At 51.3% G+C, this 25833-nt stretch carries 24 protein-coding genes; 18 read left to right on the top strand and 6 right to left on the bottom strand.

The features are described 5' to 3' along the window. Positions 1-83 precede the first annotated feature (83 nt). The 17 genes from BLQ82_RS05795 to BLQ82_RS05715 all read left to right on the top strand — a co-directional run bounded on the left by BLQ82_RS05795 (position 84) and on the right by BLQ82_RS05715 (position 15946). On the top strand, positions 84-893 hold the full coding sequence (locus BLQ82_RS05795; RefSeq protein ID WP_425281123.1) for a transporter substrate-binding domain-containing protein: 810 nt from the start codon (positions 84-86) through the stop codon (positions 891-893). A gap of 99 nt (positions 894-992) precedes the next feature. Beyond that, the gene (locus tag BLQ82_RS05790; RefSeq protein ID WP_062524988.1) at positions 993-1640 is read left to right on the top strand and encodes an amino acid ABC transporter permease; all 648 of its coding nucleotides are present in this window, start codon (positions 993-995) and stop codon (positions 1638-1640) included. 15 nt (positions 1641-1655) lie between these two features. Then, the gene (locus tag BLQ82_RS05785; protein WP_062525286.1) at positions 1656-2378 is read left to right on the top strand and encodes an amino acid ABC transporter ATP-binding protein; all 723 of its coding nucleotides are present in this window, start codon (positions 1656-1658) and stop codon (positions 2376-2378) included. A 157-nt stretch (positions 2379-2535) separates the two neighbouring features. Beyond that, complete coding sequence (locus BLQ82_RS05780) at positions 2536-2982, top strand: tellurite resistance TerB family protein (RefSeq protein ID WP_062524991.1); 447 nt, start codon at positions 2536-2538, stop codon at positions 2980-2982. 123 nt (positions 2983-3105) lie between these two features. Next, on the top strand, positions 3106-3702 hold the full coding sequence (locus tag BLQ82_RS05775; protein WP_062524993.1) for a TerD family protein: 597 nt from the start codon (positions 3106-3108) through the stop codon (positions 3700-3702). A 29-nt stretch (positions 3703-3731) separates the two neighbouring features. Continuing rightward, on the top strand, positions 3732-4307 hold the full coding sequence (locus BLQ82_RS05770; protein WP_062524995.1) for a TerD family protein: 576 nt from the start codon (positions 3732-3734) through the stop codon (positions 4305-4307). 51 nt (positions 4308-4358) lie between these two features. Next, the gene (locus BLQ82_RS05765) at positions 4359-4940 is read left to right on the top strand and encodes a TerD family protein (RefSeq protein ID WP_020430847.1); all 582 of its coding nucleotides are present in this window, start codon (positions 4359-4361) and stop codon (positions 4938-4940) included. Between the two features lie 82 nt (positions 4941-5022). Next, a complete protein-coding gene (locus tag BLQ82_RS05760) occupies positions 5023-6327 on the top strand; it encodes a TerD family protein (RefSeq protein WP_062524996.1) in 1305 nt (434 codons plus the stop codon). A 26-nt stretch (positions 6328-6353) separates the two neighbouring features. Beyond that, positions 6354-7094 (top strand): TerC family protein, encoded by a 741-nt coding sequence (locus tag BLQ82_RS05755; RefSeq protein WP_062524998.1) that lies wholly within the window; start codon positions 6354-6356, stop codon positions 7092-7094. A 233-nt stretch (positions 7095-7327) separates the two neighbouring features. Then, on the top strand, positions 7328-8536 hold the full coding sequence (locus tag BLQ82_RS05750) for an HpcH/HpaI aldolase/citrate lyase family protein (protein WP_244280706.1): 1209 nt from the start codon (positions 7328-7330) through the stop codon (positions 8534-8536). A 76-nt stretch (positions 8537-8612) separates the two neighbouring features. Next, on the top strand, positions 8613-9908 hold the full coding sequence (locus BLQ82_RS05745; RefSeq protein ID WP_062525290.1) for a phosphoribosyltransferase family protein: 1296 nt from the start codon (positions 8613-8615) through the stop codon (positions 9906-9908). Then, the gene (locus tag BLQ82_RS05740) at positions 9905-11059 is read left to right on the top strand and encodes a cysteine protease StiP family protein (RefSeq protein ID WP_062525000.1); all 1155 of its coding nucleotides are present in this window, start codon (positions 9905-9907) and stop codon (positions 11057-11059) included. The genes BLQ82_RS05745 and BLQ82_RS05740 overlap by 4 nt, the downstream gene beginning before the upstream one ends. After that, complete coding sequence (locus BLQ82_RS05735) at positions 11056-11889, top strand: HAD family hydrolase (RefSeq protein ID WP_062525002.1); 834 nt, start codon at positions 11056-11058, stop codon at positions 11887-11889. The genes BLQ82_RS05740 and BLQ82_RS05735 overlap by 4 nt, the downstream gene beginning before the upstream one ends. Then, complete coding sequence (locus tag BLQ82_RS05730; protein WP_062525004.1) at positions 11886-12959, top strand: ATP-grasp domain-containing protein; 1074 nt, start codon at positions 11886-11888, stop codon at positions 12957-12959. Before BLQ82_RS05735 ends, BLQ82_RS05730 begins: the two co-directional genes overlap by 4 nt. 24 nt (positions 12960-12983) lie before the next feature. After that, on the top strand, positions 12984-13691 hold the full coding sequence (locus BLQ82_RS05725) for a hypothetical protein (protein ID WP_425281124.1): 708 nt from the start codon (positions 12984-12986) through the stop codon (positions 13689-13691). 14 nt (positions 13692-13705) lie between these two features. Then, entirely contained in the window at positions 13706-14806 is a 1101-nt protein-coding gene (locus BLQ82_RS05720; RefSeq protein ID WP_062525006.1) for a toxic anion resistance protein, read from the top strand. A 333-nt stretch (positions 14807-15139) separates the two neighbouring features. Next, a complete protein-coding gene (locus BLQ82_RS05715) occupies positions 15140-15946 on the top strand; it encodes a formate/nitrite transporter family protein (RefSeq protein WP_062525007.1) in 807 nt (268 codons plus the stop codon). Between the two features lie 171 nt (positions 15947-16117). On the opposite strand, the gene BLQ82_RS05710 is transcribed toward BLQ82_RS05715, so the two are convergent. The 6 genes from BLQ82_RS05710 to BLQ82_RS31815 all read right to left on the bottom strand — a co-directional run bounded on the left by BLQ82_RS05710 (position 16118) and on the right by BLQ82_RS31815 (position 22361). After that, on the bottom strand, positions 16118-16774 hold the full coding sequence (locus BLQ82_RS05710) for a 3-oxoacid CoA-transferase subunit B (protein WP_062525009.1): 657 nt from the start codon (positions 16772-16774) through the stop codon (positions 16118-16120). Next, positions 16767-17435 (bottom strand): CoA transferase subunit A, encoded by a 669-nt coding sequence (locus BLQ82_RS05705; protein WP_062525011.1) that lies wholly within the window; start codon positions 17433-17435, stop codon positions 16767-16769. The genes BLQ82_RS05710 and BLQ82_RS05705 overlap by 8 nt, the downstream gene beginning before the upstream one ends. 41 nt (positions 17436-17476) lie before the next feature. Beyond that, positions 17477-18217, bottom strand: coding sequence for an acetoacetate decarboxylase (locus tag BLQ82_RS05700; RefSeq protein WP_062525013.1), 741 nt, complete (start codon positions 18215-18217; stop codon positions 17477-17479). A 32-nt stretch (positions 18218-18249) separates the two neighbouring features. Continuing rightward, on the bottom strand, positions 18250-19434 hold the full coding sequence (locus BLQ82_RS05695) for an acetyl-CoA C-acetyltransferase (protein ID WP_062525015.1): 1185 nt from the start codon (positions 19432-19434) through the stop codon (positions 18250-18252). A 375-nt stretch (positions 19435-19809) separates the two neighbouring features. Beyond that, positions 19810-22059, bottom strand: a complete 2250-nt coding sequence (locus tag BLQ82_RS05690; RefSeq protein WP_062525017.1) for a TPM domain-containing protein — start codon at positions 22057-22059, stop codon at positions 19810-19812. Between the two features lie 158 nt (positions 22060-22217). Continuing rightward, the gene (locus BLQ82_RS31815; RefSeq protein ID WP_167529887.1) at positions 22218-22361 is read right to left on the bottom strand and encodes a hypothetical protein; all 144 of its coding nucleotides are present in this window, start codon (positions 22359-22361) and stop codon (positions 22218-22220) included. Between the two features lie 281 nt (positions 22362-22642). Between BLQ82_RS31815 and BLQ82_RS05685 the strand changes: the two genes are divergently transcribed. Next, positions 22643-25777 (top strand): EAL domain-containing protein, encoded by a 3135-nt coding sequence (locus BLQ82_RS05685; protein ID WP_062525019.1) that lies wholly within the window; start codon positions 22643-22645, stop codon positions 25775-25777. The last annotated feature ends 56 nt before the right edge of the window (positions 25778-25833 follow it).

The raw sequence follows: 25833 nt of genomic DNA, 5'->3' as shown, positions 1-25833 counted from the left end.
AAAGTTAATTGTCACTGACACTTTAATCTGATAAAATCTCCTTAAGTTATCTTACAAATCAGTAGGGGGATTGGCGGATGGGGATGAAAAAGAAATGGGCGGTGTCAGCTTTGGTAGCATTTATGGTGTTTACAATGGCAGGCTGCGGCTCCGGCAATAAGGCGGATAGCGGCAGCGCCGGCGGGGAGACGATCAAGTTCGCCAGTGACGCGAGCTATGCGCCGATGGAGTACATGGACACCGATAAGATTAAGGGCTTCGACATTGATTTCATCAAGGCGGTCATGGAAGAAGCGGGTATCGGTTACACTGTTACGAACACGGGCTGGGATACCATGCTGTCCAGCGTGAAGCAGGGCACGGAATACCAGGCCGGGTTATCTTCGGTGTCCATTACGGACGAACGTAAGGAGACTTATGATTATTCCATCCCTTATTTTGAATCCACCAACATGATCATGGTTAAGGAAGGCAGCGATATCAAGAGTGCGCTTGACCTGAAGGACAAGAAGGTTGCTGTGCAGGCGGCGACTACGGCGGATGATTTGATGAGCGGGATTATGGGTGTGGACAACGGCAACCTGAAGCGTTTCGACAGCAACGCGGTGGCCCTGATGGAACTGAATAGCGGTGGAGCGGATGCGGTGGTAGCGGATATCGCCATCGTGAATGAATACATCAAGAACAATCCGGATCAGAAATTGACGGGGATCATCGACAAGGAGAACTTCGGCTCTGAATATTACGGCATCCTGTATCCGAAGGGCAGTGAATGGAAGGCCAAGCTGGATCCGGCGATCAAAAAAATTATCGAGAACGGCAAATACGCCGAAATCTACAAAAACTGGTTCGGTGAAGAGCCGGATACCCAGACCCTTTTGAACGCGGAGTAAGCGTTGGAACAACTAAGCATGCGTAATGATTGCTATTGCGCGTGCTTCTTTTTTTGAAATAGAGAGAAAGAAACAAGCTGAAGAGAAGGGAAGAGTTCTATGGATTTCAGATTTGACATCATTGCTCATTATCTGCCGGTATTGCTTAAGGGTACGGCCTTTACAATCGGTGTATCTATCGTCTCAATCATCTTCGGTTCTATCCTGGGGCTGGGAATCGGCTTTGGCAAAATGGCTCCAAAAGCGTATTTCCGCTGGCCGTTTCATTGCTACATTAACTTTTTCCGCGGAACCCCTTTGTATGTGCAGATTTTGATTGTCCACTTCGGGGTGATCCCTGCCTTTTACGGCAGCACGAATGTTCTGATGACCTCGTTTGTAGCACTCTCTCTGAACTCAGCGGCCTATTCAGCCGAGATTTTCCGGGCGGGCATCCAGTCGATTGACCCGGGGCAGCGGGAGGCTGCAGTGTCACTGGGGATGACCGGATTCCAGGCGATGCGGTTTATCATTCTGCCGCAGGCGGTTAAACGGATGGTGCCTGCGTTCGGCAATGAATTTATCGTTCTGGTAAAAGACTCCTCACTGCTCGCGCTGATTGCCGCCCCGGAGATTATGTACTGGAGCAACACGATGAAAGGCCAGTATTTGCGGATATGGGAACCCTATCTGACCGCTGCACTCATTTATTTCATTCTTACGTACTCGCTCAGCAAGCTGCTTAATTATATTGAACGGAAGGTGTAACCGCACATGGAGCCTATGATCTCAGTTAGACATCTGCATAAATCATTTGGCGCCCACAAGGTGCTGGCCGACATTAATGTGGATATTCACACCCGGGAGGTTGTGGTGGTGATCGGACCTTCGGGTTCGGGCAAATCAACCTTTCTGCGCTGCCTGAATTTCCTGGAGCAGCCGCAAGAGGGCGACATCCTTATTGAAGGAACGTCCCTGATGGCCAAAAGTACCAGAATTAACGATATCCGTACAGAGCTTGGCATGGTTTTTCAGCAGTTCAATCTGTTCCCCCACAAAAAAGTGATCGAGAACATTATGCTCGCCCCGGTCCAGGTCCGCAAATGGCCTGCGGAGCAAGCGCGCCGGAAGGCGCTGGAGCTGCTGGACAAGGTAGGATTAAGCGAAAAAGCCGAGGCGTATCCTGCCTCGCTGTCCGGCGGTCAAGCCCAGCGGGTAGCCATTGCCCGTGCGCTGGCGATGGAGCCGAAGATCATGCTGTTTGATGAGCCCACCTCTGCGCTTGATCCGGAAATGGTCGGTGAGGTGCTTGCGGTCATGAAGGATCTGGCCCGTGAAGGGATGACCATGGTAGTGGTTACCCATGAGATGGGGTTTGCCCGCGAAGTGGGGGACCGTGTGCTGTTTATGGAGCAGGGGGCGGTTGTCGAGGAGGGCCATCCGGAGCAATTGTTCAGCCATCCGTCTCATGAGCGTACCCGGGCCTTTTTGTCCAAGGTATTGTGAAATCCTGGCAAAGTAGAATCTTGGCGATTAATCGGTTATATTAGAGGGGTAAGGATTGAGAGCTGGAACTTTAAGTAAATATCTGTCGAAACGGCTGAGAGGAGGCTCGGGGATATCTTTTGTTTATCATAACTTATAGTGATAGAAGGAGAATACGATGAGCACATTTAAAAATTGGTTGAACACTACAAAAAGCGGACTGACTGAACAGGTGAAAAAGTTCAAAAATAAAGATTTCATGAACGCTGTTGTCGCGGGCTGCGCCCTGGTGGCTGCGGCTGACGGCAAGATTGAGGAAGCTGAAAAGAACAAAATGGCCGGATATATGAACCTCAGCAACGAACTGAAGGTTTTTGACATGAGGGATGTCATTGCCCAGTTCAATTTCTATGTCAGTAATTTCGAATTTTCTCCGGAGATCGGCAAGCAGGAAGCGCTGAAAGCCATCGCCAAATTCAGCAGCAAACCGGAAGTTGGACGTGTAATTGTAGGCGTATGTTCCGCAATCGGAGCGGCTGACGGTGATTTCGACGAGCAGGAAAAAGCAGTGGTGCGGAATATTTGCAGCGTGCTGGGGCTCAGCCCAAGCGAATTCAGCCTGTAAGCACCAGATTGAAATTTACCGGGAAACGGGTGAAACGTAATTGCTTCTGTGTCGTATCACTGGTATAACACCCGCAAGTTAGAATTTTAGCTGCGATTCTTTTCGAAACGGAGGTACGTGAATTTGGCTGGTATTAATTTGGTAAAAGGTCAAAAGATTGATTTAACAAAAGGAAATGCCGGGTTGTCCAATGTCATTGTAGGACTTGGCTGGGACCCTGCTGAGCCGGCACGCGGATTCTTCGGCGTCAAGAAGCAGGCCAACGTCGACTGCGATGCATCGGCGCTGCTCTTGAGCGAGAATGGCAAGCTGACCAACAAGCTGAATCTGGTCTGCTTCCACAACAAACAGAATGCAAATAGCTCTGTTGTCCATTCCGGGGATAACCTGACAGGCGAGGGAGACGGGGACGACGAGCAGATTAAGGTGAATCTGAAGGCGATTCCTGCCGATGTGCACAAGGTTCTGGTCGTAGTCAATATCTATGATGCCGTGAACCGCAAGCAGGATTTCGGAATGATTAAATCGGCGTACATCCGGATTGTGAACGCGTCGGGCAACATTGAACTGGTCAAGTTCAACCTGACGGACAATTACACAGGTTTTACTGCATTGATCTGCGGAGAGCTCTACCGGCATGGCGAAGAATGGAAATTCGCAGCCATCGGTGAGGGGGCGCACGCAGCACATATCAACCAATTGGCTGAACGCTACATCTAATTCCAATATAAGAAAAGAGGTTTCTATTCATGGCGATTAATTTATCCAAAGGGCAAAAAATCGATCTGACCAAAACCAACCCGGGTCTGTCCAAAATCACAGTGGGCCTCGGCTGGGATACCAATAAATACGACGGCGGTAAAGATTTTGACTTAGACGTCTCCGTCTTTTTGACCAATGCCAGCGGTAAAGTGGATAAAGAGAGCAACTTCATTTTCTTCAACAACAAGCAGAACGAGAACGGTTCCGTTATCCACACCGGTGACAACCGCACAGGCGAAGGCGACGGGGACGATGAGCAAATTGCAGTGGATCTGCTGAACATTCCGGCAGATGTTGAGAAAGTGGCTTTTACCATTACCATCTATGAAGCTGAGGCCAGAAGCCAGAACTTTGGACAAGTCTCCCGCTCTTATGTGCGTATTGTAAATGATGCCAACAGTGAAGAATTGATCCGGTTTGACCTGGGAGAAGATTTCTCCATTGAAACCGGCGTAGTGGTAGGCGAACTGTACCGCAACGGTGCAGAATGGAAATTCAATGCCATCGGCAGCGGCTACAAGGACGGTCTTTCCGGCTTGACCCGCGATTACGGGCTGCAATAAAACCTGCGGCTTTCGTTAAATGATACTATTCACGAAAGAAGGTTGTTACCAGTGACGATCAGTCTTTCCAAAGGACAGCGGATTGATCTTACCAAGACCAATCCGGGTCTGACGAAGGTAGTTGTGGGACTCGGCTGGGATACGAACAAATATAGCGGCGGCAAGGACTTTGACTTGGATGCTTCGGCATTTTTGCTCCATGAGGATGGCAAAGCCAAAGGTGAGGATGATTTTGTCTTTTACAATAATCCTTCCGGCGGCTCCGGATCTGTAACCCATACGGGGGATAACCGTACAGGGGAAGGCGATGGGGATGACGAGCAGATCCTTGTGGATTTCAGCAAGGTTCCCGCCAATATTCAGCGTATCGGCATTACAGTAACCATTTATGATTATGAGGCAAGAGTCCAGAACTTTGGACAAGTCTCCAATGCATTTGTGCGTGTCGTGGATGCTTCCAGCGACCGTGAGATTCTGCGGTTCGATCTGGGCGAGGACTTCTCAACAGAAACTGCCGTTGTCTTCTGTGAATTCTACCGCCATGGTGCGGATTGGAAGTTCCAGGCGGTGGGAAGCGGGTTTGCCGGCGGCCTTAGTGCCTTGTGCAGGAACTACGGACTGGACGCGCAATAGTAGCTTCAAAGGCGGGATCTTAGCGATCCTGCCCTTTTTATAAATATTAGAAGATTTATGCTTCTCAAAAGGTGGCGTAAGAATGAGCACTCAAGTGGTTAAAGGGCAGAAAGCAGACCTGACCAAAAGCAATCCGGGGCTCCATCACATGATTGCAGAGATCGCCTGGCATGCCCCTTCTTCGATGGAAATTGACGCCTCGGCGTTCCTCCTTGGTTCTGAGGGCAAGGTGCGCGGGGATGATGACCTGATCTTTTATAATAATCCGTCTACATCTTATATCCGGTATAAGGACGTGCCGGGCCAGGCTTCAGGGGGCCTCAGGCAGTTCGAGGTCGAACTGGACAAAATTCCCCCGGACATCATGAGAATCGCATTTACGCTTACACTCTATGACGGCGAAAACCGCAAGCAAAGCTTCAGTCAAATGAGTGAAGCTCATTGCCGGATTCTGAATCAGGCGACAGGCTCGGAAATCCTGCGATGTAACCTTGGAAGTCATTTCTCCGTAGAAACGGCTGTTGTGGTAGGAGAATTATATAGATACAGCGGTGAATGGAAGTTCAGCGCCATTGTGGCGGGTTTTGACGGCGGGCTGCAGGCGCTCTGCAGCAACTATGGAATTGAGGTGTCAGAGGAGCCGCCCCCGGCTCCACCTAAGACGGAGATGACAGAACGGAAGGGTACGCAAACAGAGGCACCGGTGATACCGGTGATTCAGCCGACGGCTGGATCGGCTGCGCCTCCTTCCGGGCGGCAGGAGATTTCTTCCTCTGCGCCGCTAAATCTTAATCTGAAGAAGATTGAGTTGAAGAAAAAGGGCGATTCCATTAACTTGAAGAAGTCCGCCGCCGGTCTGGGTGAAGTGCTGGTCAACCTTAACTGGAATCAGAAGCAGGGCGGCGGACTGTTCAGCCGCAAGGGCGGCGTGGATCTGGATCTTGCCTGTCTCTATGAACTCAAAAATGGCCATAAGGGCGTTGTGCAGGCGCTTGGCAATGCTTTTGGCCATTTTCAGCAGCCGCCCTTTGTGATGCTGGATGGAGATGACCGGACAGGCTCCGTAACCTCTGGAGAAAACCTGCGTATAAACGGGAGTAAGGTTGCGGAAATCCAAAGAATTTTAATTTTTGCTTTTATCTACAAAGGTGTTACCCATTGGTCCGAGGCAGATGGTGTAGTTACCATAACTCAAGGCGGCGGGCCGGATATTATTGTCCATTTGGACGAGCATAACAACCGGAAGGGCATGTGCGCCATAGCCATGGTCCAGAATGTCGGGAATGAAACGTTCAGTATTGAAAGACTCGTGCAATATTTCAGCGGGCATCGCGAAATGGACCAGGCATATGGATGGGGCCTGCAGTGGGTAGCAGGCAGTAAATAAACTATTTTACCGGAGGCAAGAATGGGATGGACTGGTTCAGCGATTTTTTTAGGAGTATAAGCGATAATTACGGGCACTTCTTCTCATGGAGTGATATTGTAGGTACCCTCTCTGACCCTGTAAGCTGGGGGATTATTGGGAGTTTGGTGCTGCTGGAAGGTCTGCTCTCCGCAGATAATGCACTCGTACTGGCAGTTATGGTCAAGCATTTACCCAAAGAACAGCAGAAAAAGGCGTTGTTCTACGGGATTCTGGGTGCATATTTATTCAGATTCCTGGCCATTGGTCTCGGGACATTCCTGATTAAGTTTACGCTCGTTAAGGTTCTGGGTGCGCTCTATCTCTTCTACATCGCCTACAAAGGATTGTTTAAAGGCGGCGAGGAAGATCACACAGAGAACAAAGGCACCTCTTTTTGGCGAACGGTGCTGATGGTTGAGTTAATGGATATTGCCTTCAGTATTGACAGCGTGGTGGCTGCCTTCGGACTTAGCGATAAGGTCTGGGTACTTTTCCTGGGCGGTATACTCGGCGTACTGATGATGCGCGGTGTGGCCCAGCTGTTCCTGAAGCTCATTGCCAGATTCCCTGAATTGGAGCAGACGGCGTTTCTGCTGATCGCTATTATTGCCGGCAAAATGATGGCTGGAGCCTTTGGCTACGAAATGTCGCATGTGGTGTTCTTCACTATTCTGATAGCAGTCTTTGTGGGAACAATCTTATACAGCTCCGGCAAGAAAAAAAGAGAGGCTAACCGTAAAGTTTAACTGAAGCGGCAGTCTTGATGTGAGTCACTGTTTTATAGGTAGAGAGACGTCCACAGGGAAGGTGGATCTCCTCTGCCTGGTAATCGTATAGATAATAGCATGGCCTTTGCTTGTATTTGAGAAAGCCGGATGCCGTCCCCGAGAGGACGGCGCAGCCGGTTCTACTGCTCTCTATAAGGAGAGGCTATTCGTTTTTGCAGCGCTTCTTCGTGAACCGATAAGGGGGAAAGGCCTTGAGATACTTCGATTACCTGACCAAAGAACAAGAAATGTCCTTATTCTACTCTCCGCCTGTTTCATTTAACTCTGCCACACATAAGGAGCTCCTGGCGTATGCTGTCGGAGCGGCCCTATATATGCCGGCTACCCGTCCCAGTGTTGCTGAAGATATTTTGAAGCTTAAGGCTTCTGGATTGGTAACGGTGATTATGGATCTGGAGGATGCCATTGGCGACGGTGAAGTTGATTTTGCCGAGGAGTCTATTGTGAGACATCTTGCGTTCCTCTCGGCCTATGCCGACAATGAGCCGGATCTGAGGAATAGTCTCCCGCTGCTGTTTGTCCGTGTACGCAATCCGGAGCAGCTGCAGCAGCTGATTTTCCGGCTGGGCACTTTAATTACTATGCTGACCGGCTTTGTATTTCCCAAGTTCACTCTGGAGAACGGAGTGGAATACTTCGAAGCGATAGCGGATTATAACAGCTCACGCAGCTATTCAGCTCCTGTGCTGTACGGCATGCCGATCCTGGAAAGTGCACCGGTCATTTACCGGGAAAGCCGGCTCGGCACGCTGCTTGGTATCCGCGATTTGCTGGGTGAATACCGTGAATATGTGCTGAATGTCCGCATCGGGGCGACGGATTTCTCCAGTCTGTTCGGGCTGCGGCGCAGTCCGGATATCAGCATTTATGATCTGACGCCGATCCGTGACTGCATCTCCGATATTATCAATGTGTTCGGCCGGGTGGATGAGGGTTATGTCATCTCGGGACCGGTATGGGAATACTTCGCTAACAAAGGGCACCGGGTTCTGCGTCCGCAGCTCCGGCAGACTCCTTTTGAGGACACCTATGGCAAGCAGGGCCGCGAAATCCGCAACCACTATATTACCAGCGCCATGGACGGGCTCTTCCGTGAAGTGCTTTTGGATAAGGAGAACGGGATTGTCGGCAAGACGATCATTCACCCCTCCCACCTGAGACCTGTGCAGGCCATGTATACGGTGATGCATGAGGAATATGTGGACGCCTTAAGTATTGTCGAGAGCAATGATGGCAGCCGCGGTGTGTTAAAAAGCGAGTATTACAACAAGATGAATGAAATTAAGCCGCATTTGAACTGGGCGAAACGAGTCTTACTACGATCTCAAATATACGGGGTGTTACATGAACAACAGCATTTTGTCGGATTATTGCCCGAGAACGAATACACACACGTTTGATATTGTTGAGAACCTGCAGGTTACGGTAACTGAAACCTCCAACCCTTTTCATATTCCGGTTCATGCCTTGTTCGCGATGGCGGCCCGGATTAATAAGAAACGCTCATTTCTTTTTGTCAGCAAGGTGCTCGGGAAGCACATCCCTGTCCATCCGTATACTCCGCTGCTCAGCGGTGCCGCGCTGGCACTGCTGCTCTATCAGGAGATGGGCGGAGAAGCAGCAGGCGGCGGACGGATGGACAAGCTGCTAAATCAGGCCGTTCACGGACTGATTCATCCGGAGCATGCAGAGGCGGCCTACCGTGATTTGCTGGATGCCCGGCTGGTTCTCCCGGAGCGTGTTCTGTTTATCGGCTTTGCCGAGACGGCAACGGCCCTGGGCCACAGCATGTACCACATGTTTGCCAAAGGTGCATCATATATTCATACTACCCGTGAAGACATACCGGAGCTTGTATCGGTGGTCAGCTTTGAAGAAGAGCATTCCCATGCGGTTGATCATTTATGCTATGCCCTGAATGCCGAGCTGCTGTCCGGGGAAGAACCTGTTGTGCTGGTAGATGATGAAATTACTACCGGCAATACGGCGATCAATACCATTCGTGATATCCAGTCCAAGTTTCCGCGTAAGGAATATGTGGTTGCTTCCCTTCTCGATTGGCGCAGCAGCGCCAACATTCAGGCTTACCGTGATCTGGAGCAGGAGCTGGGCATCCGCATCAGAGCGCTAAGCTTGCTGCAGGGAACAATTGAAGTTAAAGGCACGCCTCAGCTGAGCTTGGTGGAGACTGGGCGGGAGCCTTCGATTGCCGCTGAAGCTCCGGTGATCCTTACCTATGTGCAGGACGGCCTGGAGCGGCTGAATGTAACCTCCTCTGATTCCTCTGGAGAGATTAACCCGGCACCCTACCTGAAGCACAGCGGACGGTTCGGGTTAGAGTCAGAGGATAACAAGCGTTTGGATCAAGGGATTGCACAGGCAGCTGCACAACTTCGCGGGCTGCGGGAGGGGGGGACTGCGCTCGTGCTTGGAGTCGGCGAGTTCATGTATCTGCCGATGAGAATTGCGGCGGAGATGGGCGAAGGGGTCAGGTATCAATCCTCCACCCGCAGCCCGATCCACCCCGACCGGCGTTCCGGTTACGGTGTCCACAGTGCGGCAGCCTATCCGTCAGCAGTGGACCCGGGGATTACTAATTATATCTATAATGTGGAACCTGGCCAGTATGATGAGATTTTTGTGCTTCTTGAGCGTGATGTACCCCGCCGGAGGATTGAACCGATGACCGATATTCTGAAGCGGCTGGCGGGGAGCAAGGTGCATCTTGTCGTCCTGGCCTCTGAACCGGAAGAGGGAGGTTTGACCGGATGAAGGGAACAGATCCGGATTACATCATGAAACAAAAAATTGCCCCCCCTGTGGCGCTGGGCAGCTATCCCCCGTCTGATGTTACGTTTCTGCTTAAGGACCTCAGTGATGTGCATTTGGAGCGCGGGACCACAGAGCGGGAAGCAGCCATCCAGTCCGGTGTGCATTATTCCGAAATGCTCCCTGTTGAATATCAGCCGACCGCGCAGTATATTGCGCTGTTCCATGAGACGCTTCGGCAATCAGCAGAGAAGGTAGCACTGGCAGTCGCGGCGGTCTCCGAAATGATTGTGGCTCAGCGGGGAACCGAGGGTACGGTCCTGGTATCCCTGGCGAGAGCCGGCACCCCCGTTGGTGTGCTGATTAAACGTTATATCTCTGTGCGTTACGGGGTGGAGCTGCCTCATTACAGCATATCGATTATCCGGGGCAAAGGCATCGATGAGAACGCTATCCTCTATATGCTGCAGCAGCATGGAATGGATGCGAAGCTGCAGTTCATTGACGGCTGGACCGGCAAGGGAGCTATCCGCCAGGTCTTAATAGAAGCCTGTCGCAGCATGTATCAGAAATATGGAATTGTGCTTAGCGATGATCTGGCAGTGCTTGCCGATCCGGGTCACTGCTCGGGTACCTTTGGCACCCGGGAGGATTATCTGATTCCGAGCGCGTGTCTGAACTCCACCGTGTCCGGCCTGATGAGCCGCACCGTTCTGCGGGACGATCTCATCGGGCCTGATGAATTCCATGGGGCAAAGTTCTACAGAGAGTGGCTGGAAACGGACCTTTCCAATGTGTTTATCGATGCAATTACACCCTATTATCCTTCAGTTAGTGAAGAGGCTGGGGTTATCGCTGCAGGAATGCTGGCCTCTCCCCCTGAGATTACCTGGCAGGGCCTGCGTGATATTCAGAGGATTCAGGAAACGTTCGGCATAGCGGATATTAATCTGGTAAAGCCCGGGGTCGGCGAGACCACCCGCGTGCTGCTTCGCAGAGTACCCTGGAAGATTCTTGTCGATACTATGGATAATCCGAATCTGCGCCATATTCTGCTGCTGGCGGAAGACCGCGGTGTTCCGGTAGAAATTTTCCCTGGTCTTACGTATTCCTGCTGCGGGATTATCAAGCCGCTGAAGGGGGAGAGTGAATGATTTACGCCAGCGATCTGGACCGCACCCTGATCTATTCCCCGAGTGCAATTGGTGTTCCCGAGGATTCTCCGGGTCTTGTTCCGGCAGAGATTGTCGACGGGAAGACAGTCTCCTATATTTCACAGCATGCGCTGGAGCTGCTTAAAGAGCTTGCGGCCAAAATCATATTTATGCCGGTAACTACACGCACAGTGGCACAGTACAGACGGATCAATCTGTTCCAGGATACGGTTATTCCCCATTATGCGATAACCAGCAACGGCGGGAATATTCTGGTGAATGGGATAGTGGACCAGGAGTGGAGGACTGCTGTAGGCAGGCTGGTGGAACGGGGTTCTGCTTCGGCTGAGGAAGCCGGGAGGCTGGTGCGGTCGGTGGTCCGGCCCGAATGGATTATCAGTGAGCGGTATTGCGATGAGCTGTTCTACACGTTTGTTGTTTATCGTGATTTGCTGCCTATGGATGAAATTACACGGCTTTCGGAGCATCTGAACGGATGGGGCTGGAAGGTTTCGCTTCAGGGCCGCAAGCTCTATGTGGTTCCGGAGGCTGTGAGCAAAAGCGATGCCATCATCCATGTACGCCGCACAGTCCATTCAGAGCCGATGGTAGCGTCGGGCGATTCCCTGCTGGACAAGAGCCTGCTGGCAAGTGCCGATTATGCAATCGCCCCTTGCCATGGAGAAATATTTGCCGAACAGCAGGCAGGTCTAGTAAAATTAGAGTATCCTTTTACGAAGCGGGCCGGTGTATTTGCCGGGGATGAGATTATGGAATATGTACAGAGGCTGTATAACAATTTGACAGCACTAGGAGTTGGGCCACAATGAAAAAGGTAAACATTTATTTTAACCGCTGGTTTTCCGTGGCTTATCATTATATGAACCTTATCCGCAATAATGAGGATGGCCTCCCTGTTCAAATTTTTGCCACCCATCCGGATATCCGGCATATGTCGCTGCAAGGCGCAGATGTTGCCGCAGCGGAGCCTGAGCTTGAAGGGATTGAATATGTGCAATTCTGTGTAGACTTCTGCCGCAGCAATGCGATCGATATTTTTATTCCCCGTCTGCACATGCTGGATATTGCCTTACACGCCCCGATGTTCGACGCCATAGGCACGAAAGTGCTGGTCTGCCGTGATTTGGACCTGCTGGAGAAGATTATGGACAAGGGCAAATTCTATGAGAGTGTCAAAGAAACCGGAATCATGATGATTCCGGATTACCGTGTAGTCAGCACTGTAGAGCAATTCCAGGCAGCTTACGAGGATCTTGCCGCCCAAGGACATCAGGTCTGCTTCAAGCCGACCGAAACCGAAGGCGGGCTTGGCTTCCGCATTATCAATAATGACCGCAATCCATTGCAGGATCTTTTTGGCCATGTTACGCCGTACATATCTTTTGAGGAAGCCCGCCGCATACTCTCCAGTGTGGATTCTTTTCCGAATCTGATGGTAATGGAGCTTCTCGAAGGCTTTGAGTACAGCATTGATTGTCTGGCCGATGAGAACGGCAGACTGCTGGCGGCGGTGCCGCGACGCAAGGCGGGCGGACGCCTGCGGCTGATGGAGCATATTCCGGAGCTGGAGCATATTGCTTCACGGGTGGCCGAGACTTACCGCATTCCCTTCAATTTCAATATCCAGATGAAATACAGCGGCGGGGTTCCGAAGCTGCTGGAGATTAATCCCCGGATGTCCGGCGGGCTGCATATCTCCTGCCTGTCCGGAATTAATTTCCCTTATCTGGCAGTCAAAAGCGCGCTGGGCGGCGAGGTGCAGCCAGCAGAATTCGCCGGCAATGTGCTGGCCAGCCATGTAGAGCAGCCGCTGATTATGAGAATAAACGGTGAATCCGTGATCACGGATGCCGTGAACCTGAGCGGCAGCAGTTCATAAGCCCGTTCACAAGAGGTGAGAACAATTCATTTGAAATGGAAAGTATTGATGTATGCCGGAGCCGGTTACGTGATTGCCTTGGTGACGAGCGCTTTTGTACCGGAGCTAATCTCTCTGCTGCTGCCGGTGGCCGGTGCTGGCGCAGCGGTTATCGGCGGGGCGCGGAACCGCATCAATCTGCCGGCGGAGGTTCTTCCCGCCGGCCAGGAGCAGGAAGCGCTCCCCCCGTCTCCCGCAGCGGGCAGCCTGGAACGGGGCGGTTCCGCAAGCGGAGCCGCTGCTGCAGGCGGACAAGCCCCCGCCGGACGGGGAAGCGCCGAGATCCAGATCAGCGCAGAGTTCGCTCCGGTAGTGGAGTATTTGAGCATTTTGGAGGATATGATCATCTCCGAAGGACAGAAGGATACGCTCGACAATGAGATTGTCGAGAAGTCGCTGGCGCTGTTCGCCAGGCTCCAGCGGGTAATTCCGCTGCTGCAGGAGCTGGGCAACGGCGAGATTAACCATACGGTCCGCAGGCTGGTGCTTAAGGATCTTAATGGTGTGATCAATCCGTTTCTGCGCCTGGGCGGAGAAGCCAAGACAAGAAACCGGAGGATGCTGCTGAACGGCCTGCGGGATGTTGATTCCAAAATATCGGAAATCGCCTCAACGATTGAGCATAAAGACCTGATGGAACTTCAGACCAAGGCGGAACTGATTCATCAGCGGTACAGCAGTTCCGAATTATAGGAGGAGGGAAACCCATGTCCACGCAGTTGATTGAGCTCAAAAAAGAAGATGAGCAGAAGGTTGTCGAAGAAGCCTCGCAGCTGATTGAAAAGGTCGCCAAAACAGACACCGTTGCCCTGGATTCCTTGATGGATGATATCGGCAAGCTGGGAGTGAAGACGCAGGAGAAGGCAGGGCAAACCCTGAAGCTGCTGGACCGCCCGGTGAATGATCTGATGTCCGGCAAACGGGTGGAAGTGCCGAACATGATTATGAAGCTGCGCAATGAATGTGAGACGCTTCAGCAGAGCAAGAACGTCAGCTTTTTTGGCAAAATGCTGCGCAAGAGCCCGCTCAAGAATTACGTATACAAGTATCAGTCGGTCCGCACCAATATTGACGCCATCGTAACGGGGCTGCGTGACGGTCGGGATACTCTGGAAGAGAGCATCGTCAATATGCGGCAGCTCAAACGAACCTCCATGGAGGAGATCTACAACCTGCAGACCAAAATCGCCTTCGGCAACAAGCTGAAGGAGCTGTTCGAGGTTGAGATCGCCAAGCCGGAGAATGAGTTCCGCAAGGCATATCTGGAGCGCGGATTGCGCAAGGTGATGGTTCGTATCCAGTCCATGACGGAAATGATTCTCCTCTACAATCAGGCGATTGCCGCTACGGATATTATCAATGACAACAACGACAAGCTGATCGATTCCGTAAACAACGCGATTGATAAGACTTCGAATCTGATTACCGTCTCGGCAATGATTGCCATGTCCCTGGCGGATCAGGAGAATGTCATCTCTGCGGTAGAAGCGACCAATAAGACCATCGAGGATCAATTCAAAGAAAATGCGCGTCTGCTGCGTACGACTACGGAGAAAACGACGGAGCTGCTCTCCAAGCCCTCTATGTCGCTTGAGGCGGTTAATCAGGCCATTGGCGATCTCTTGAGTGCCCTGGATACTTCCGAGCAGTCCAACCGCCGGATCATTGAGAGCTGTCAGGATTATACGTCCAAAATGACAACCATCAACACGCAGCTGAACAACCGCCTCGGACTCAATGAAGCTTCGCAGCCGCAGGCCTTGAAGCAGGCCGGCAGCGACAGCGAGCTTAGCAGCTTCCTGAATTAAGAATCCAACTTCCCCACTCATAATCCCCTGCTCCTCCACATAAGTTGTCACTGAGGCGGCATATGGAGGAAGTGAGGATAAGCGGATGATTCTGGGGTGTTTGGTACTGGTGCTTATCATCGTAGCCAGCAGTGAGAAGGCAGAAGCGATTGTCAAGCTGAACGATCCTGGCGATGACAGCTAAAGCGGCAACGGCGGAGAGCCCCGATGGATTCTCCACAATTTTTGGATGATCCCTGGTTCAAGCAATTTCCAGCGGTTTATTGGGTATAATAACCGGGAGGCTGCACTTAGCCTCACATTGCTGAAAATATAAGCTGAATCGGAGGTCACATGGAGAACGAGGCACTGCTGCAGGTTGAGAAATTAGCTCTAAAGAAACAGAAGATCTATCAGCAAAGCATTTTGCGTTACATCGCCAGGGCAATGCTGGCCAGTATGTTTATTGGATTCGGCGTCATCGTAGCGTTTAAGACCGGTAACTTTTTCTACATGGAGCATTCGCCGATGACGTACCCGATGGCTGCGATTACGTTCGGCGCAGCCATCATTCTGATCTCGTATGGTGGAGGCGATTTGTTCACCGGAGATACCTTTTATTACACGTATGCCGCCTTAAGACGCAAGCTGCAGTGGACCGAGGTGGTGCGGATGTGGGTCATCAGCTACATCGGCAATATTCTCGGGGCCACGGCCTTTGCGCTGCTGATTTTTTTGACAGGATTGTTCTATGATTCCAGTGTGAACGGATTTCTGCTCAATGTGGTGGCCCACAAGATGGAAGCCCCGGCAATGCAGCTGTTCTTCCGCGCGATTCTGTGTAATTGGCTGGTATGTCTGGCCTTTTTTGTTCCTATGTCTATGAAAAGCGATGGAGCCAAAATGTTTGCCATGGTTCTGTTCGTCTTCTGCTTCTTTATTTCCGGTTATGAGCACAGTATCGCTAATATGTGTACGTTTGCGATTGCCCTCGTGCTGGATCATCCCGGTACGATATCCTGGGGCGGTGTGGTGCACAATCTGGTGCCGGTCACGCTCGGGAATCTGATCGGTGGAGGCGTGCTGATGGGCGTGATGTATTATTATGTGAACAAGCCGTTTCTGGATGAGCCGCATGATGAGCCTAAGGATACGCATTAACCGAAGACAACACAAGCCCGCTTCCCCTGATTGGGGAGAGTGGGCTTGTGTTTTTGAAATATATGAATTTATTCTCGCTGAAACGGTACCGTCCTTTTAAAGGACGGCGAAGCCGGTTCTACTTGGGACGGCGGTGTTAGTATTTGCCATATACCGGAGTTACCGTTTAGCTTAGACGGCAATGGCCTTCAAGTTTGGCGAGACCAACAGCTTGGCCCCGGTTGCCTTTTGAACGTCCTCCACCGACAGACCCGGCGCAATTTCCTTCAGCATCAGCCCTGTGCCCGGAATCACATCGATGACAGCCATTTCGGTTACAATGGTTTTCACCACATTTACAGCAGTCAGGGGCAGCTTGCAGTTTTCTAATATTTTTGGTGCCCCATCTTTGTTCACATGGTCCATGGCTACAATGACACGCTTGGCCCCGACCACCAAATCCATAGCTCCTCCCATGCCCGGCACTTTTTTTCCTGGAATCATCCAGCTTGCAAGGTTGCCGTGCTCATCAACCTCCAGGGCACCCAGAACAGTGATGTCCACATGCCCCCCACGGATGATGGAGAAGGAAAGCGCACTGTCAAAATAGCAAGCTCCTGCCATGGTTGTAACATAACTTCCGCCAGAATCGATACAATCGATATTTTCCTGTTCCTTTGTGGCTTTGGGGCCTACACCGAGGATCCCGTTCTCAGCTTGCAGCATAATATGAACATTATCAGGAATATAGTCTACCGCCATGGTAGGTAAGCCAATACCCAGGTTGACCACATCGCCGTCTTTGAATTCCTGGGCGACTCTTCTCACAATGAATTCCCGGTTATTCATGCGTATCCCCTACCTTTACAATGGCGTCGATAAAAATTCCCGGTACGTTGACATGATTGGGATCAATTTCCCCGAGCTTTACATATTCGTCTGTCTGGGCAACTACATAATCTGCCGCCATAGCCATAACGAAATTGAAGTTGCGTGAGGAGCCGTTGATCACTAGATTCCCCGCTTCATCTGCCTTATGGGCTCTGATTAACGCCACATCCGCTTTGAGCGGCAGTTCGAGCAGATATTCCCTTCCGTCAATATCTATTTTCCTTTTGCCTTCCTCTACAATGGTACCTACACCTACAGGTGTTAAAACACCGCCCAAGCCCGCTCCTCCTGCACGTATTTTTTCAGCTAACGTGCCTTGCGGGAAGAGGTTTACCTCAGCTTCTTTGGTCATAAGGAGTCTTCCCGTTTCCGGATTGGAGCCGATATAGGATGCATAAATCCGCTTGACTCTGCCGCTTTTTACAAGCTCATATATAGATAATTCCGTGGTGCCTGTATCATTGGAAATAATGGAAAGATTACCGGCGGAATGGGTCTCGACAAGCGCTCGCACGAGCTGTTCCGGGTGGCCTCCGGCCAGAAAACCGCCGACCATCACCGTGTCTCCGTCTTTGACCGTCTTAACGGCGTCTTCTGCGGAGATTAATTTGTTATTCATGGTTTCTGACTCCTTGTATATTTATTTTAAGATAGCAAAGCTTACTGGAGATAATCGTGAATGACTCTTGCGTATGGCAGCGTTAAATCGGCAATAAAATGTTTGCCGCCGATATACGCCTTAACTGGCAAATCTGCCACAGGAGCGTTGATATGGGGGATCAGGCTTAACCGGGCCGGCCCTGACCAAGCACCTTTTACTGTAATATTCTCGAGATTATACGCCACTAGCTGCGCAATTTTAGGGGTACCATCCACATCGGGAATTAATTTTAAATTCACTTGGGTTTTGGCGATGGATGTAGCCGTATCCTTTTCGTCGAGAATGTTATGTTTGAAAGGCATGGTTCCCATGGCCACGAGGACATGGTTATAATGTAATGTGCCGGTCAGCGTCTCCGTACCTTCAACGCTCAGGCGGGGATTCGCCCATTTTTTGGGAAACCCCCAAATCTCACGTCCTCCAAGAATAGCAGGCGCGTTATCCAAATACATTTGGGCAACAAAATTGCAGGGTTCCCCCTGAAAGGTACACGGGATGACAATCCCGCTCTCCTCATAACTTCCTAAACCGGATGAATCAGGCATCTTGATCCATTCATAGGAAACGGTATTGCTTCCATCCGGCTCAAGAGGTTCCGGGACCGCCTGTCTAATGGCAGCGGGGTCGGATTCATAGGTAATTATAAAAAACTCCCGGTCGATGAAGCGGTAGGGGGGACGACCGTAACTGGCGCTGGCCGCAGGCATGGACTGCAGTGAAAGAACCTCTTTTGGATTCATACAATCTTGGCTCCCTTTCTTTTAGACGAATGTTAGATGAGTGCATTTTCAACCAGCATTGCGATTCCCATACCCGTTCCAATGCATAACGAGGCTATGCCGTAACGCGAAGATCTTCGTACCATTTCATGCACCAACGTAACCAATATTCTGGCTCCGCTTGCACCGACAGGATGTCCAATCGCGATTGCGCCGCCATTGACATTCACCTTCTCCGGGTTGATCCGAAGCTCTTTCAATACCGCTAATGCTTGTGCAGCGAAGGCTTCATTAATCTCAAACAGATCGATGGCATCAAGGGAAATTCCCTGTTTCTTAAGAAGTGACGAAATGGCTTTCACCGGCCCCATCCCCATGTATGCAGGGTCAACGCCAACAAGCGAATAACCCTTGATATAGGCCAATGGTTGTACCGCATGCTCCTTGCATTTGTCCTCCGACATAACAAGTACAGCCGCCGCTCCATCATTGATCCCCGAGGCATTTCCGGCAGTAACCGATCCGTTTTCCTTAAATACAGGTTTTAGATTCGAAAGCTTTTCTTTGCTTGTATCTGCTCTTACATGTTCGTCCTCCGAGAACCAAATCTCTGCTTTTTTGGTTTTGGTCATAACGGGAACAATCTGCTCGGCAAAAACCTGCTTGTTTTTTGCTTCCAAGGCCTTGACCTGGCTTCCATAAGCAAATTCATCCTGCTCAAGTCTTGAAATGTTATATTTCCCGGCAATGTTTTCTGCGGTAATTCCCATGTGATAATTATTGATGGGACATGTAAGGCCGTCGGCTACCACGCTGTCTATCAATTCACCGTTGCCGAGCTTATAGCCATTTCGTGCATTCCTTAGCACATATGGGGCGTTCGTCATGCTCTCCATACCTCCAGCCAAGAGGACGCTGCCTTGTTCAGCCAGAATAGAGTTGTAAGCTAAAGCGACGGCATGAAGCCCGGAACCGCAAACCGTGTTTATGGTTGATGCAGGTACATCAATGGGGATGCCGGCTTTTAGGGCCGCCTGTCTGGCAGGGTTTTGGCCAATGCCCGCTTGAAGAACATTTCCAAAATAAATTTGATCAATCAAGGCAGGCTCTAATTGGCTGTGCTGAAGGCAGGCCGTCATCACGTTTGCTCCCAATTCCGGAGCGCTCAATGTCGAAAGACCGTTGTTAAAAGAACCCACGGCTGTTCTTAATGGGCTCACCAATGCAACTTTTTTCACAAAACCTCACATTCCTTTCATTGTGTTTAAGAAACCTTTACATGCTTACATGCGGGTATAGATCATGGTGCATGAGAGAGTGGGCGTTACGGTTTGATCGCCTTCCTTCGTCCTTTTATGGAATTTATTAACAAATCAATCGTAAGGCTAATGTTTATTTTACTCAATGTTCAAATAAATACAAAAATTTACATATCAATATGTGTAAGGCCTTGTATACCCAACTAACGAAGCCGTTCTTTCATTTTCTTTGTTTTTCTGGATATTTCTGGTTATTTCTGAAAAGACGAATGAAAGGAGTAAAAGAGTTCAAGGCAAAAACGCCTCCGGCCAGTTATTCTGGGCCGGAGGCGTTTTGCATATATATTTCGCTGTCTACCACTTGGAGCCGCCGGAGGAATTTCTGCCGGATTTGCCGCCGCCACCGCCCCAGGATGACCCGCCGGACGAGCGGCCGCCGCCTCCCCAAGAGGAACCGCCGGAGGATCTGCCGCCGCCGAAGCCGCCCGAAGAGGAGGCGCGCTTGCGCGCCTGCTCCCGGCGCTGCTGCTCCCGCAGGATGGCCAGCTGTGCCAGGCGCTCCTCTTCTTCTTTCTGGCGTACGAGCCGGTTCGCTTCCTCCACGAAGGAGGAAATTTGGGACTCGTAGGCATGTGCAGCGGCTTCCAGCTCATCCAGGTTATAAGGCCGGATGGACATCTGCTGCTCCAGTTCACCATACTCAGGGAGCAGGGAGAGCTGGAATTGACTCCTGGAAGTAATTCCCTTGCTCTGCAGCCGCCGCTGGGCTGTATCCACGCGCTCCTGTCCTTCAGCCAGGAGCCGGGTAACGTTAGCTAAGCGTTGGCTCAGCATATCAAGGCTCTCGCCGGCATTGTCGAATTTCTGGGCGGTTTCCTCCTGAAGCTTGAGCAGCTGGTCCAGGCTATTGCGGGCATTGTCATATTCACCCCGCTGGTCACTGGTCCAGGTCTCGATCTGCGGAACTTCTCCCGCACCCTGGCGGAGCTGGGTTCCCGCAGTCTCCAGGACCTCTTCAAGCGGGGCCAGATGGTGTTCCGCAAACCGGCTGCGGGCTTCGGCGATCCGGCTGTGCAGCTCATTGCGCCGCTGAGACAGCCCGCTCCAGCGGCTGCGGACCGTATCCAGATCCCTCAGGTTGTTCTGGCGGATCAGTGCCTGGCGCTCTGTCATGGCAATGGCTTCGGCCAGCAGGGTATCCATGCGGGCGGCGATTTTGCGCACCTCATCCATGTCTCCGCTGCGCAGGGGAGCTTCAAGTGCTGCCGCGGCTGCGGAGGCCTGATCCAGATTCTCATAAGGCTTGACCTTCATATTGTGGAGGGAATTCTGTTCGATCAATGCGGCAATGGTGCTGCGGGCAGCCGCCAGAACTCCAGGAAAGCCATTCAATTTGTCATCATACGTATCGACATCCTGCAGATCCTGCTCGATCTGCGCCTGCTTCTCCTGCGCTTCCCCGGTCATATCTTGTGCGGCAACCGGGTCGAACAGCTCCAGCTCATCCGCTTTGGCGGTCTCTTCAGCCAGCTCTTTCAGATCCCCGGCAATTTCCTGCAGCCCATAGCCGGTCTCCTTGACCGCACTCTGAAGCTGCAGGTTCAGTTCAGGTGCGTCCTTCTTCAGTTCGGTAATCTGCTGCTTAACGTTGCGGTCAGCATCACTGATTACGGCAATGCGCTGCTCTTCTTCCTCCAGCGAGGAGCGGAACGCTGTTTCAGCCTGCTGCAGCTGTGAGTTGGCCGCACGGAGCGCCTTCAGACGGTAGAAGGGAGGCTGTGAGCTTTGGCTGCTCTGCAATGCGGAGATCTCCACCAGCTGTGCAGACAGCCGTTTGGAGATTCCCTCGACCATTTCTCCCGTCTTGCCTTGAACAATTCCCTGGAACGGCTGCAGGGACTCCAGCGCCCGGTTCGCCCGGACCAGCAAATCGGCCAGCTGCTCCTGCCGGCTGCGGAGCTGCCCCCGTCTGCGCAGGCCGGTGAACAGCACATACAGCACGAATGCCAGCAGCGCTATTCCAATGACAATGCCGGCCATCTTCAGCAGCCCGGGGCCTGAGCTGCCGCTACCGGCCGTGCCACCGCCCGAAGCCGCACCGCTGCCAGTGCCGCTTCCGGTGCCGCCGAAGGAGTGCAGCTTCTGAATCATGGAGCGGATTCCCCCGGCAAAATCCCCTTCCCGGGCATAAGGATTAAAATACGTGTCCAGCAGCCCCGTGATGGCTGCCGTATCCAAGGCTCCGCCTTGGGCTTGCGACCAGGAGTTGATATAACCCTGCAGGCCCGGATTGTTGAAGTTCAGTTCCACCCTCTGGTCTCCGGCAGAGATCAGAAGAAGAACATCACGCGGTGTCAGGCCCCAGGAATCATAGACATCAGCTGCGTAGGCCTCTGGCTCGGCACCGTCAAGAGAATCGACAGTCAGCACCCGGATGGTATAGCGGTCTCCCTCGGCAATTGCTGCAATAGCGGCTGTCTCCTGCTTTGTGAGCAGACCGGCCTCATCGGTAACTATTCCTTGCCGGGCGGGAATTCCAGCCGCGTACATATTAGGCATCCATAGCAGGCTGAACATCAGAAACAACACAAAGGTTTTCTTCAAGCTGACACGCTCCGATCTGCAGGTAGACTATTTGCTGTATATTATGCTGATTGTTACATTATATCATTAAACATCCTGAGGCCTATTTCCGCCCTGTGCCCTTAAAATTAAAAAAAGCCGCCTTCCCTGACCGGGAAGTGCGGCGTAACTCCATAGTGCTATCTGGTTTGCAGGCAGAGTATATATTGCAATCTGGATTTGATTTCCTTTTGCCATTTCAAATCTCCAACTTTTACAGCAAGATTGAGCAGATCCAGATAATCGTCAACCTTCAGTGCCGTCCGGGTAGTGGCTGCGCTCATGGGTGTTCAGTCTCCTTTAATTCAATATAGTGAAGGGGATGATTGAATGTCTTCAATAATGATAATCATTATCAACCGTTACTGTTATTATCCACACTTTTTACCTAAAAAGCAATATAAAAAATAAAAGGATCTCCATCTTTTGAATAAATATTTTATCGGCAGATTTTGCATATTTTATCCCCCTTATGGGGGCAGCATGCAGGAAACATACCATTTTTTGTCGAATAAGGCTTGTTATAAGTGCTGTTAGCTGATTTCTTGGAAAAAGGAGAATTGCGATGAAGCGGTGTCAACTCTTGCTTCTGATTAGCATTGTGTTCATACTCGCACCCCCTGCATCCGCTCACGCCGAAAGACAGGAAATACGATACCAGGCAGAACTGGGTTATCCGCCATACAAGTACCTTCAGAACGGATACCTGACCGGCTTCGATATGGACCTGACGAGTATGATTTTTGAGAAGCAGTCGTATTTAATTCATTACAGTACGGGCGATTGGGAGGAAACATACAGACGGCTGACCCGGGGAGAGATTGATACTACAGGCCTTATGGCTGTAACAGAGGAACGCAAGAAGGAAACCCTGTTCTCCAAGCCCGTGCTTACAAGCTATATCTCCGTATACTCCAGGCAGGCGCTTCAAGAAGAGATCAAGCTAAGCACCCTGAAAAATTATAAAATCGGCGTAGGGAAGGAACAATATTCCGAGACCGTGCTGCGCAGTAAAACAGATGTTTCACAATACATACCGTATGCAACAGTACCGCAAGCGCTGGAAGCCCTGCAGAAGGGTGAGATTGACCTGCTTTTTGAGAATCAGGAGGTGGTTGACTACTTAATCGTTGAGCAGGGCTTGACCGGCAATATTGTCCGCAGATTAAGCAATTTGTACCCCCAGGATGTGGCTTACGGCATCAGCAAATCCGAACCTCAGCTAGTCACTTACATAAATGCCCGGCTGGAACGGCTTCAGCGGTCGGGAGCTTTTGAAGAGCTGTATCAGCAATATTTTTTTACCCATTCCGAGAATTACACATCGATGGTCCGCGGCCGGGTGATCTCGGGAATTGTGATCGGTTTATTTCTCTTAGTTATAGTGATCATTGCGCTTAGAATCTACATCAGGCATCTTCGGCGGACCATCCATTCGGAACAGGCGTTTTTCAGGGATGTAATTGAGCATAGCGGGATGATCGTATGGGCGGTGCATGGCGATAAGCGGGTTATACGGTTCAACCAGTATGCGGCAAGCATGACGGGACTGAACGGGGAAGATGTGCTCGGTGTAAGTCTCGATGAGATACCCGGCCTCGTCGGCGGGGCCGCAGCGCTTAGAGAGCTGCTCGTCAGAGCCGTCTACCAGGATTATGTCAGCAATGTGGAGCTGAAGCTTCCGGACCATTCATCTGAAGCGAGGTACTTCTCTTTCCGGACTACCCTTATCCAGGGAATGGACACGCAGGCGGAGGATATATACGTATTGGTCGGGGTGGACGTTGAAGAGTGCAAGCAGAACGAGCTCAAGCTGCAGTTCAGCTACCAGGAGCTGGAGGCTACCTACGAAGAGCTTGCGGCGACTGAAGAGGAGCTGCAGGATCAGTTCCATAAGCTGGAAGCCAGTGAACGGCGCTTCCGGCTGGCATCCGAGGGATCCGGTGCCTACATGTGGGAGCTGGATTGGGAGAGCGGCATGTACAATCTGTCGGAACGCTGGTATGAGGTGATGGGATATACGGAGGAGGAGATCCACTCGCTCGAGGGCGGCGTTCTCAGCATTATTCATTCCGATGATCAGGAACCGGCCCGCCAGGCGCGCCAGGAGCACCTGGCCGGATTAACGCCCATCTATGAAATAGAGTACCGTATGCGCACCAAGGACAACCGTTATGTCTGGTTCGAAGTGCGCGGGAAGGCGATTGTAGACCCCAAGGACAAAATTGTGCTGTTCTTGGGTTCCTTAATCGATATCAGCAAACGCAAGCAGGCCGAGTTCCAGCTGGGCAACAGCTACCAGGAGCTGGAGGCTACATATGAGCAGTTGACAGCTACGCAGGAGGAACTTAAAGGGCAGTACGATATGCTGCTGGAGAATCAAAAAAATATACACCGTTTGGCGTATATGGATTCACTCAGCAACCTGCCCAACCGCATCCTTCTGCTGGACGCCATGGAGAGTTATTTCCACCGTCCGGGAGGGAAAGCGGCGCTTCTGTTCGTGGATACAGACAATTTCAAATATATCAATGACACCCTGGGGCACAAGTGGGGAGATATTCTGATCCGCCAGGCCAGCGAAAGGCTGCAGTCGGTTATGCGCGGAGGGGACATGCTGTCCCGGCTTGGCGGGGATGAATTTGTGGTGTTTATCAAAGACGCGGAAGACCGCGCAGAGGTGCTGAATCTGGCGGAGAGTATCCTCCGCTCTTTCCGCAGATCGTTTCTGATCGGCGAGAGCAACCTGTATATCTCCGTGAGTATCGGAATCTCCTTCTACCCTGAAGACGGGGAGACTACGGAAGAAATCCTGATGAATGCCGACGTTGCCATGTACAGGGCCAAGGAGGAAGGGAAAAACACCTTTGTGGTTTATGACAAGTCCATGCACATGTCATTTAATGAACGGATGAACATTGAGAAGCATCTGCGCAGTGCGATGAACAACAATGAATTTGAGCTGCATTACCAGCCGCAGGTGGAGATCAAGACGGGGCTCATAACGGGCTTCGAAGCGCTGATCCGCTGGAACAGTCCGGTCCTGGGCTTTGTGTCACCGCTTTCCTTTATCAAAATTGCCGAAGACTCCAGACTTATCATTTATATCGGGGAGTGGGTGCTTAGAGAAGCCTCCGCTTTTATGAAAAGAATGAATGACCGCACAGGCCTTTCCTACAAAATTTCAGTGAATATCTCCATTATTCAACTGCTGCAGGATGATTTTGTGGATATTGTGCTGGACAATCTGAAGGAAAGCGGGCTTGCGCCCCATTGTCTGGAGCTTGAAATTACCGAGTCTATCTTTATGGAGTCTTTTGAAAACACAGTAAGCAAGCTGGAATTTCTGAAATCGCGCGGAATCCGCATTGCTCTTGATGATTTTGGGACAGGCTACTCTTCTCTAAGCTATTTGCAGCAGCTGCCGATCTCCACACTCAAAATGGATAAGATCTTTATCGACTCTCTGGCAGACCAGGGGTACAGCCAATCCTTTGTGCAGACCATTATTATTCTGGGACACAAAATAGGGCTGGATGTTGTCGCAGAGGGAGTGGAGGATGCTGACCAGTTGGCGTTCCTTAAGGAAGCGGATTGTGACAAGGTGCAGGGCTATCTGATTAGCCGTCCAGTACCGCAGCGCGGAGTCATTGAGCTGCTGGAGCCGCAGAGACGTCACGGGCCGGGGTATTCAGAGTAATACAATCAGATTAGGTTTGCCAGGCAAAACAGGCCTCAGAGCATTTCCGCTCTGAG

This window comes from Paenibacillus jilunlii (assembly GCF_900102965.1).
GTDB classification, from domain to species: domain Bacteria; phylum Bacillota; class Bacilli; order Paenibacillales; family Paenibacillaceae; genus Paenibacillus_AQ; species Paenibacillus_AQ jilunlii.
The sequence above is the reverse complement of the archived record's forward strand: the minus strand, read 5'-3'. Positions and strand labels throughout refer to the sequence as shown.

What these genes read in the sequence shown, in the direction of transcription:
- BLQ82_RS05795 (WP_425281123.1), top strand. Translation starts at nt 84, where the DNA reads ATGAAAAAGAAATGGGCGGTGTCAGCTTTGGTAGCATTTATGGTGTTT.
- BLQ82_RS05790 (WP_062524988.1), top strand. Translation starts at nt 993, where the DNA reads ATGGATTTCAGATTTGACATCATTGCTCATTATCTGCCGGTATTGCTT.
- BLQ82_RS05785 (WP_062525286.1), top strand. Translation starts at nt 1,656, where the DNA reads ATGATCTCAGTTAGACATCTGCATAAATCATTTGGCGCCCACAAGGTG.
- BLQ82_RS05780 (WP_062524991.1), top strand. Translation starts at nt 2,536, where the DNA reads ATGAGCACATTTAAAAATTGGTTGAACACTACAAAAAGCGGACTGACT.
- BLQ82_RS05770 (WP_062524995.1), top strand. Translation starts at nt 3,732, where the DNA reads ATGGCGATTAATTTATCCAAAGGGCAAAAAATCGATCTGACCAAAACC.
- BLQ82_RS05760 (WP_062524996.1), top strand. Translation starts at nt 5,023, where the DNA reads ATGAGCACTCAAGTGGTTAAAGGGCAGAAAGCAGACCTGACCAAAAGC.
- BLQ82_RS05755 (WP_062524998.1), top strand. Translation starts at nt 6,354, where the DNA reads ATGGACTGGTTCAGCGATTTTTTTAGGAGTATAAGCGATAATTACGGG.
- BLQ82_RS05745 (WP_062525290.1), top strand. Translation starts at nt 8,613, where the DNA reads ATGGCGGCCCGGATTAATAAGAAACGCTCATTTCTTTTTGTCAGCAAG.
- BLQ82_RS05740 (WP_062525000.1), top strand. Translation starts at nt 9,905, where the DNA reads ATGAAGGGAACAGATCCGGATTACATCATGAAACAAAAAATTGCCCCC.
- BLQ82_RS05735 (WP_062525002.1), top strand. Translation starts at nt 11,056, where the DNA reads ATGATTTACGCCAGCGATCTGGACCGCACCCTGATCTATTCCCCGAGT.
- BLQ82_RS05730 (WP_062525004.1), top strand. Translation starts at nt 11,886, where the DNA reads ATGAAAAAGGTAAACATTTATTTTAACCGCTGGTTTTCCGTGGCTTAT.
- BLQ82_RS05720 (WP_062525006.1), top strand. Translation starts at nt 13,706, where the DNA reads ATGTCCACGCAGTTGATTGAGCTCAAAAAAGAAGATGAGCAGAAGGTT.
- BLQ82_RS05715 (WP_062525007.1), top strand. Translation starts at nt 15,140, where the DNA reads ATGGAGAACGAGGCACTGCTGCAGGTTGAGAAATTAGCTCTAAAGAAA.
- BLQ82_RS05710 (WP_062525009.1), bottom strand. Translation starts at nt 16,774, where the DNA reads ATGAATAACCGGGAATTCATTGTGAGAAGAGTCGCCCAGGAATTCAAA.
- BLQ82_RS05705 (WP_062525011.1), bottom strand. Translation starts at nt 17,435, where the DNA reads ATGAATAACAAATTAATCTCCGCAGAAGACGCCGTTAAGACGGTCAAA.
- BLQ82_RS05700 (WP_062525013.1), bottom strand. Translation starts at nt 18,217, where the DNA reads ATGAATCCAAAAGAGGTTCTTTCACTGCAGTCCATGCCTGCGGCCAGC.
- BLQ82_RS31815 (WP_167529887.1), bottom strand. Translation starts at nt 22,361, where the DNA reads ATGAGCGCAGCCACTACCCGGACGGCACTGAAGGTTGACGATTATCTG.
- BLQ82_RS05685 (WP_062525019.1), top strand. Translation starts at nt 22,643, where the DNA reads ATGAAGCGGTGTCAACTCTTGCTTCTGATTAGCATTGTGTTCATACTC.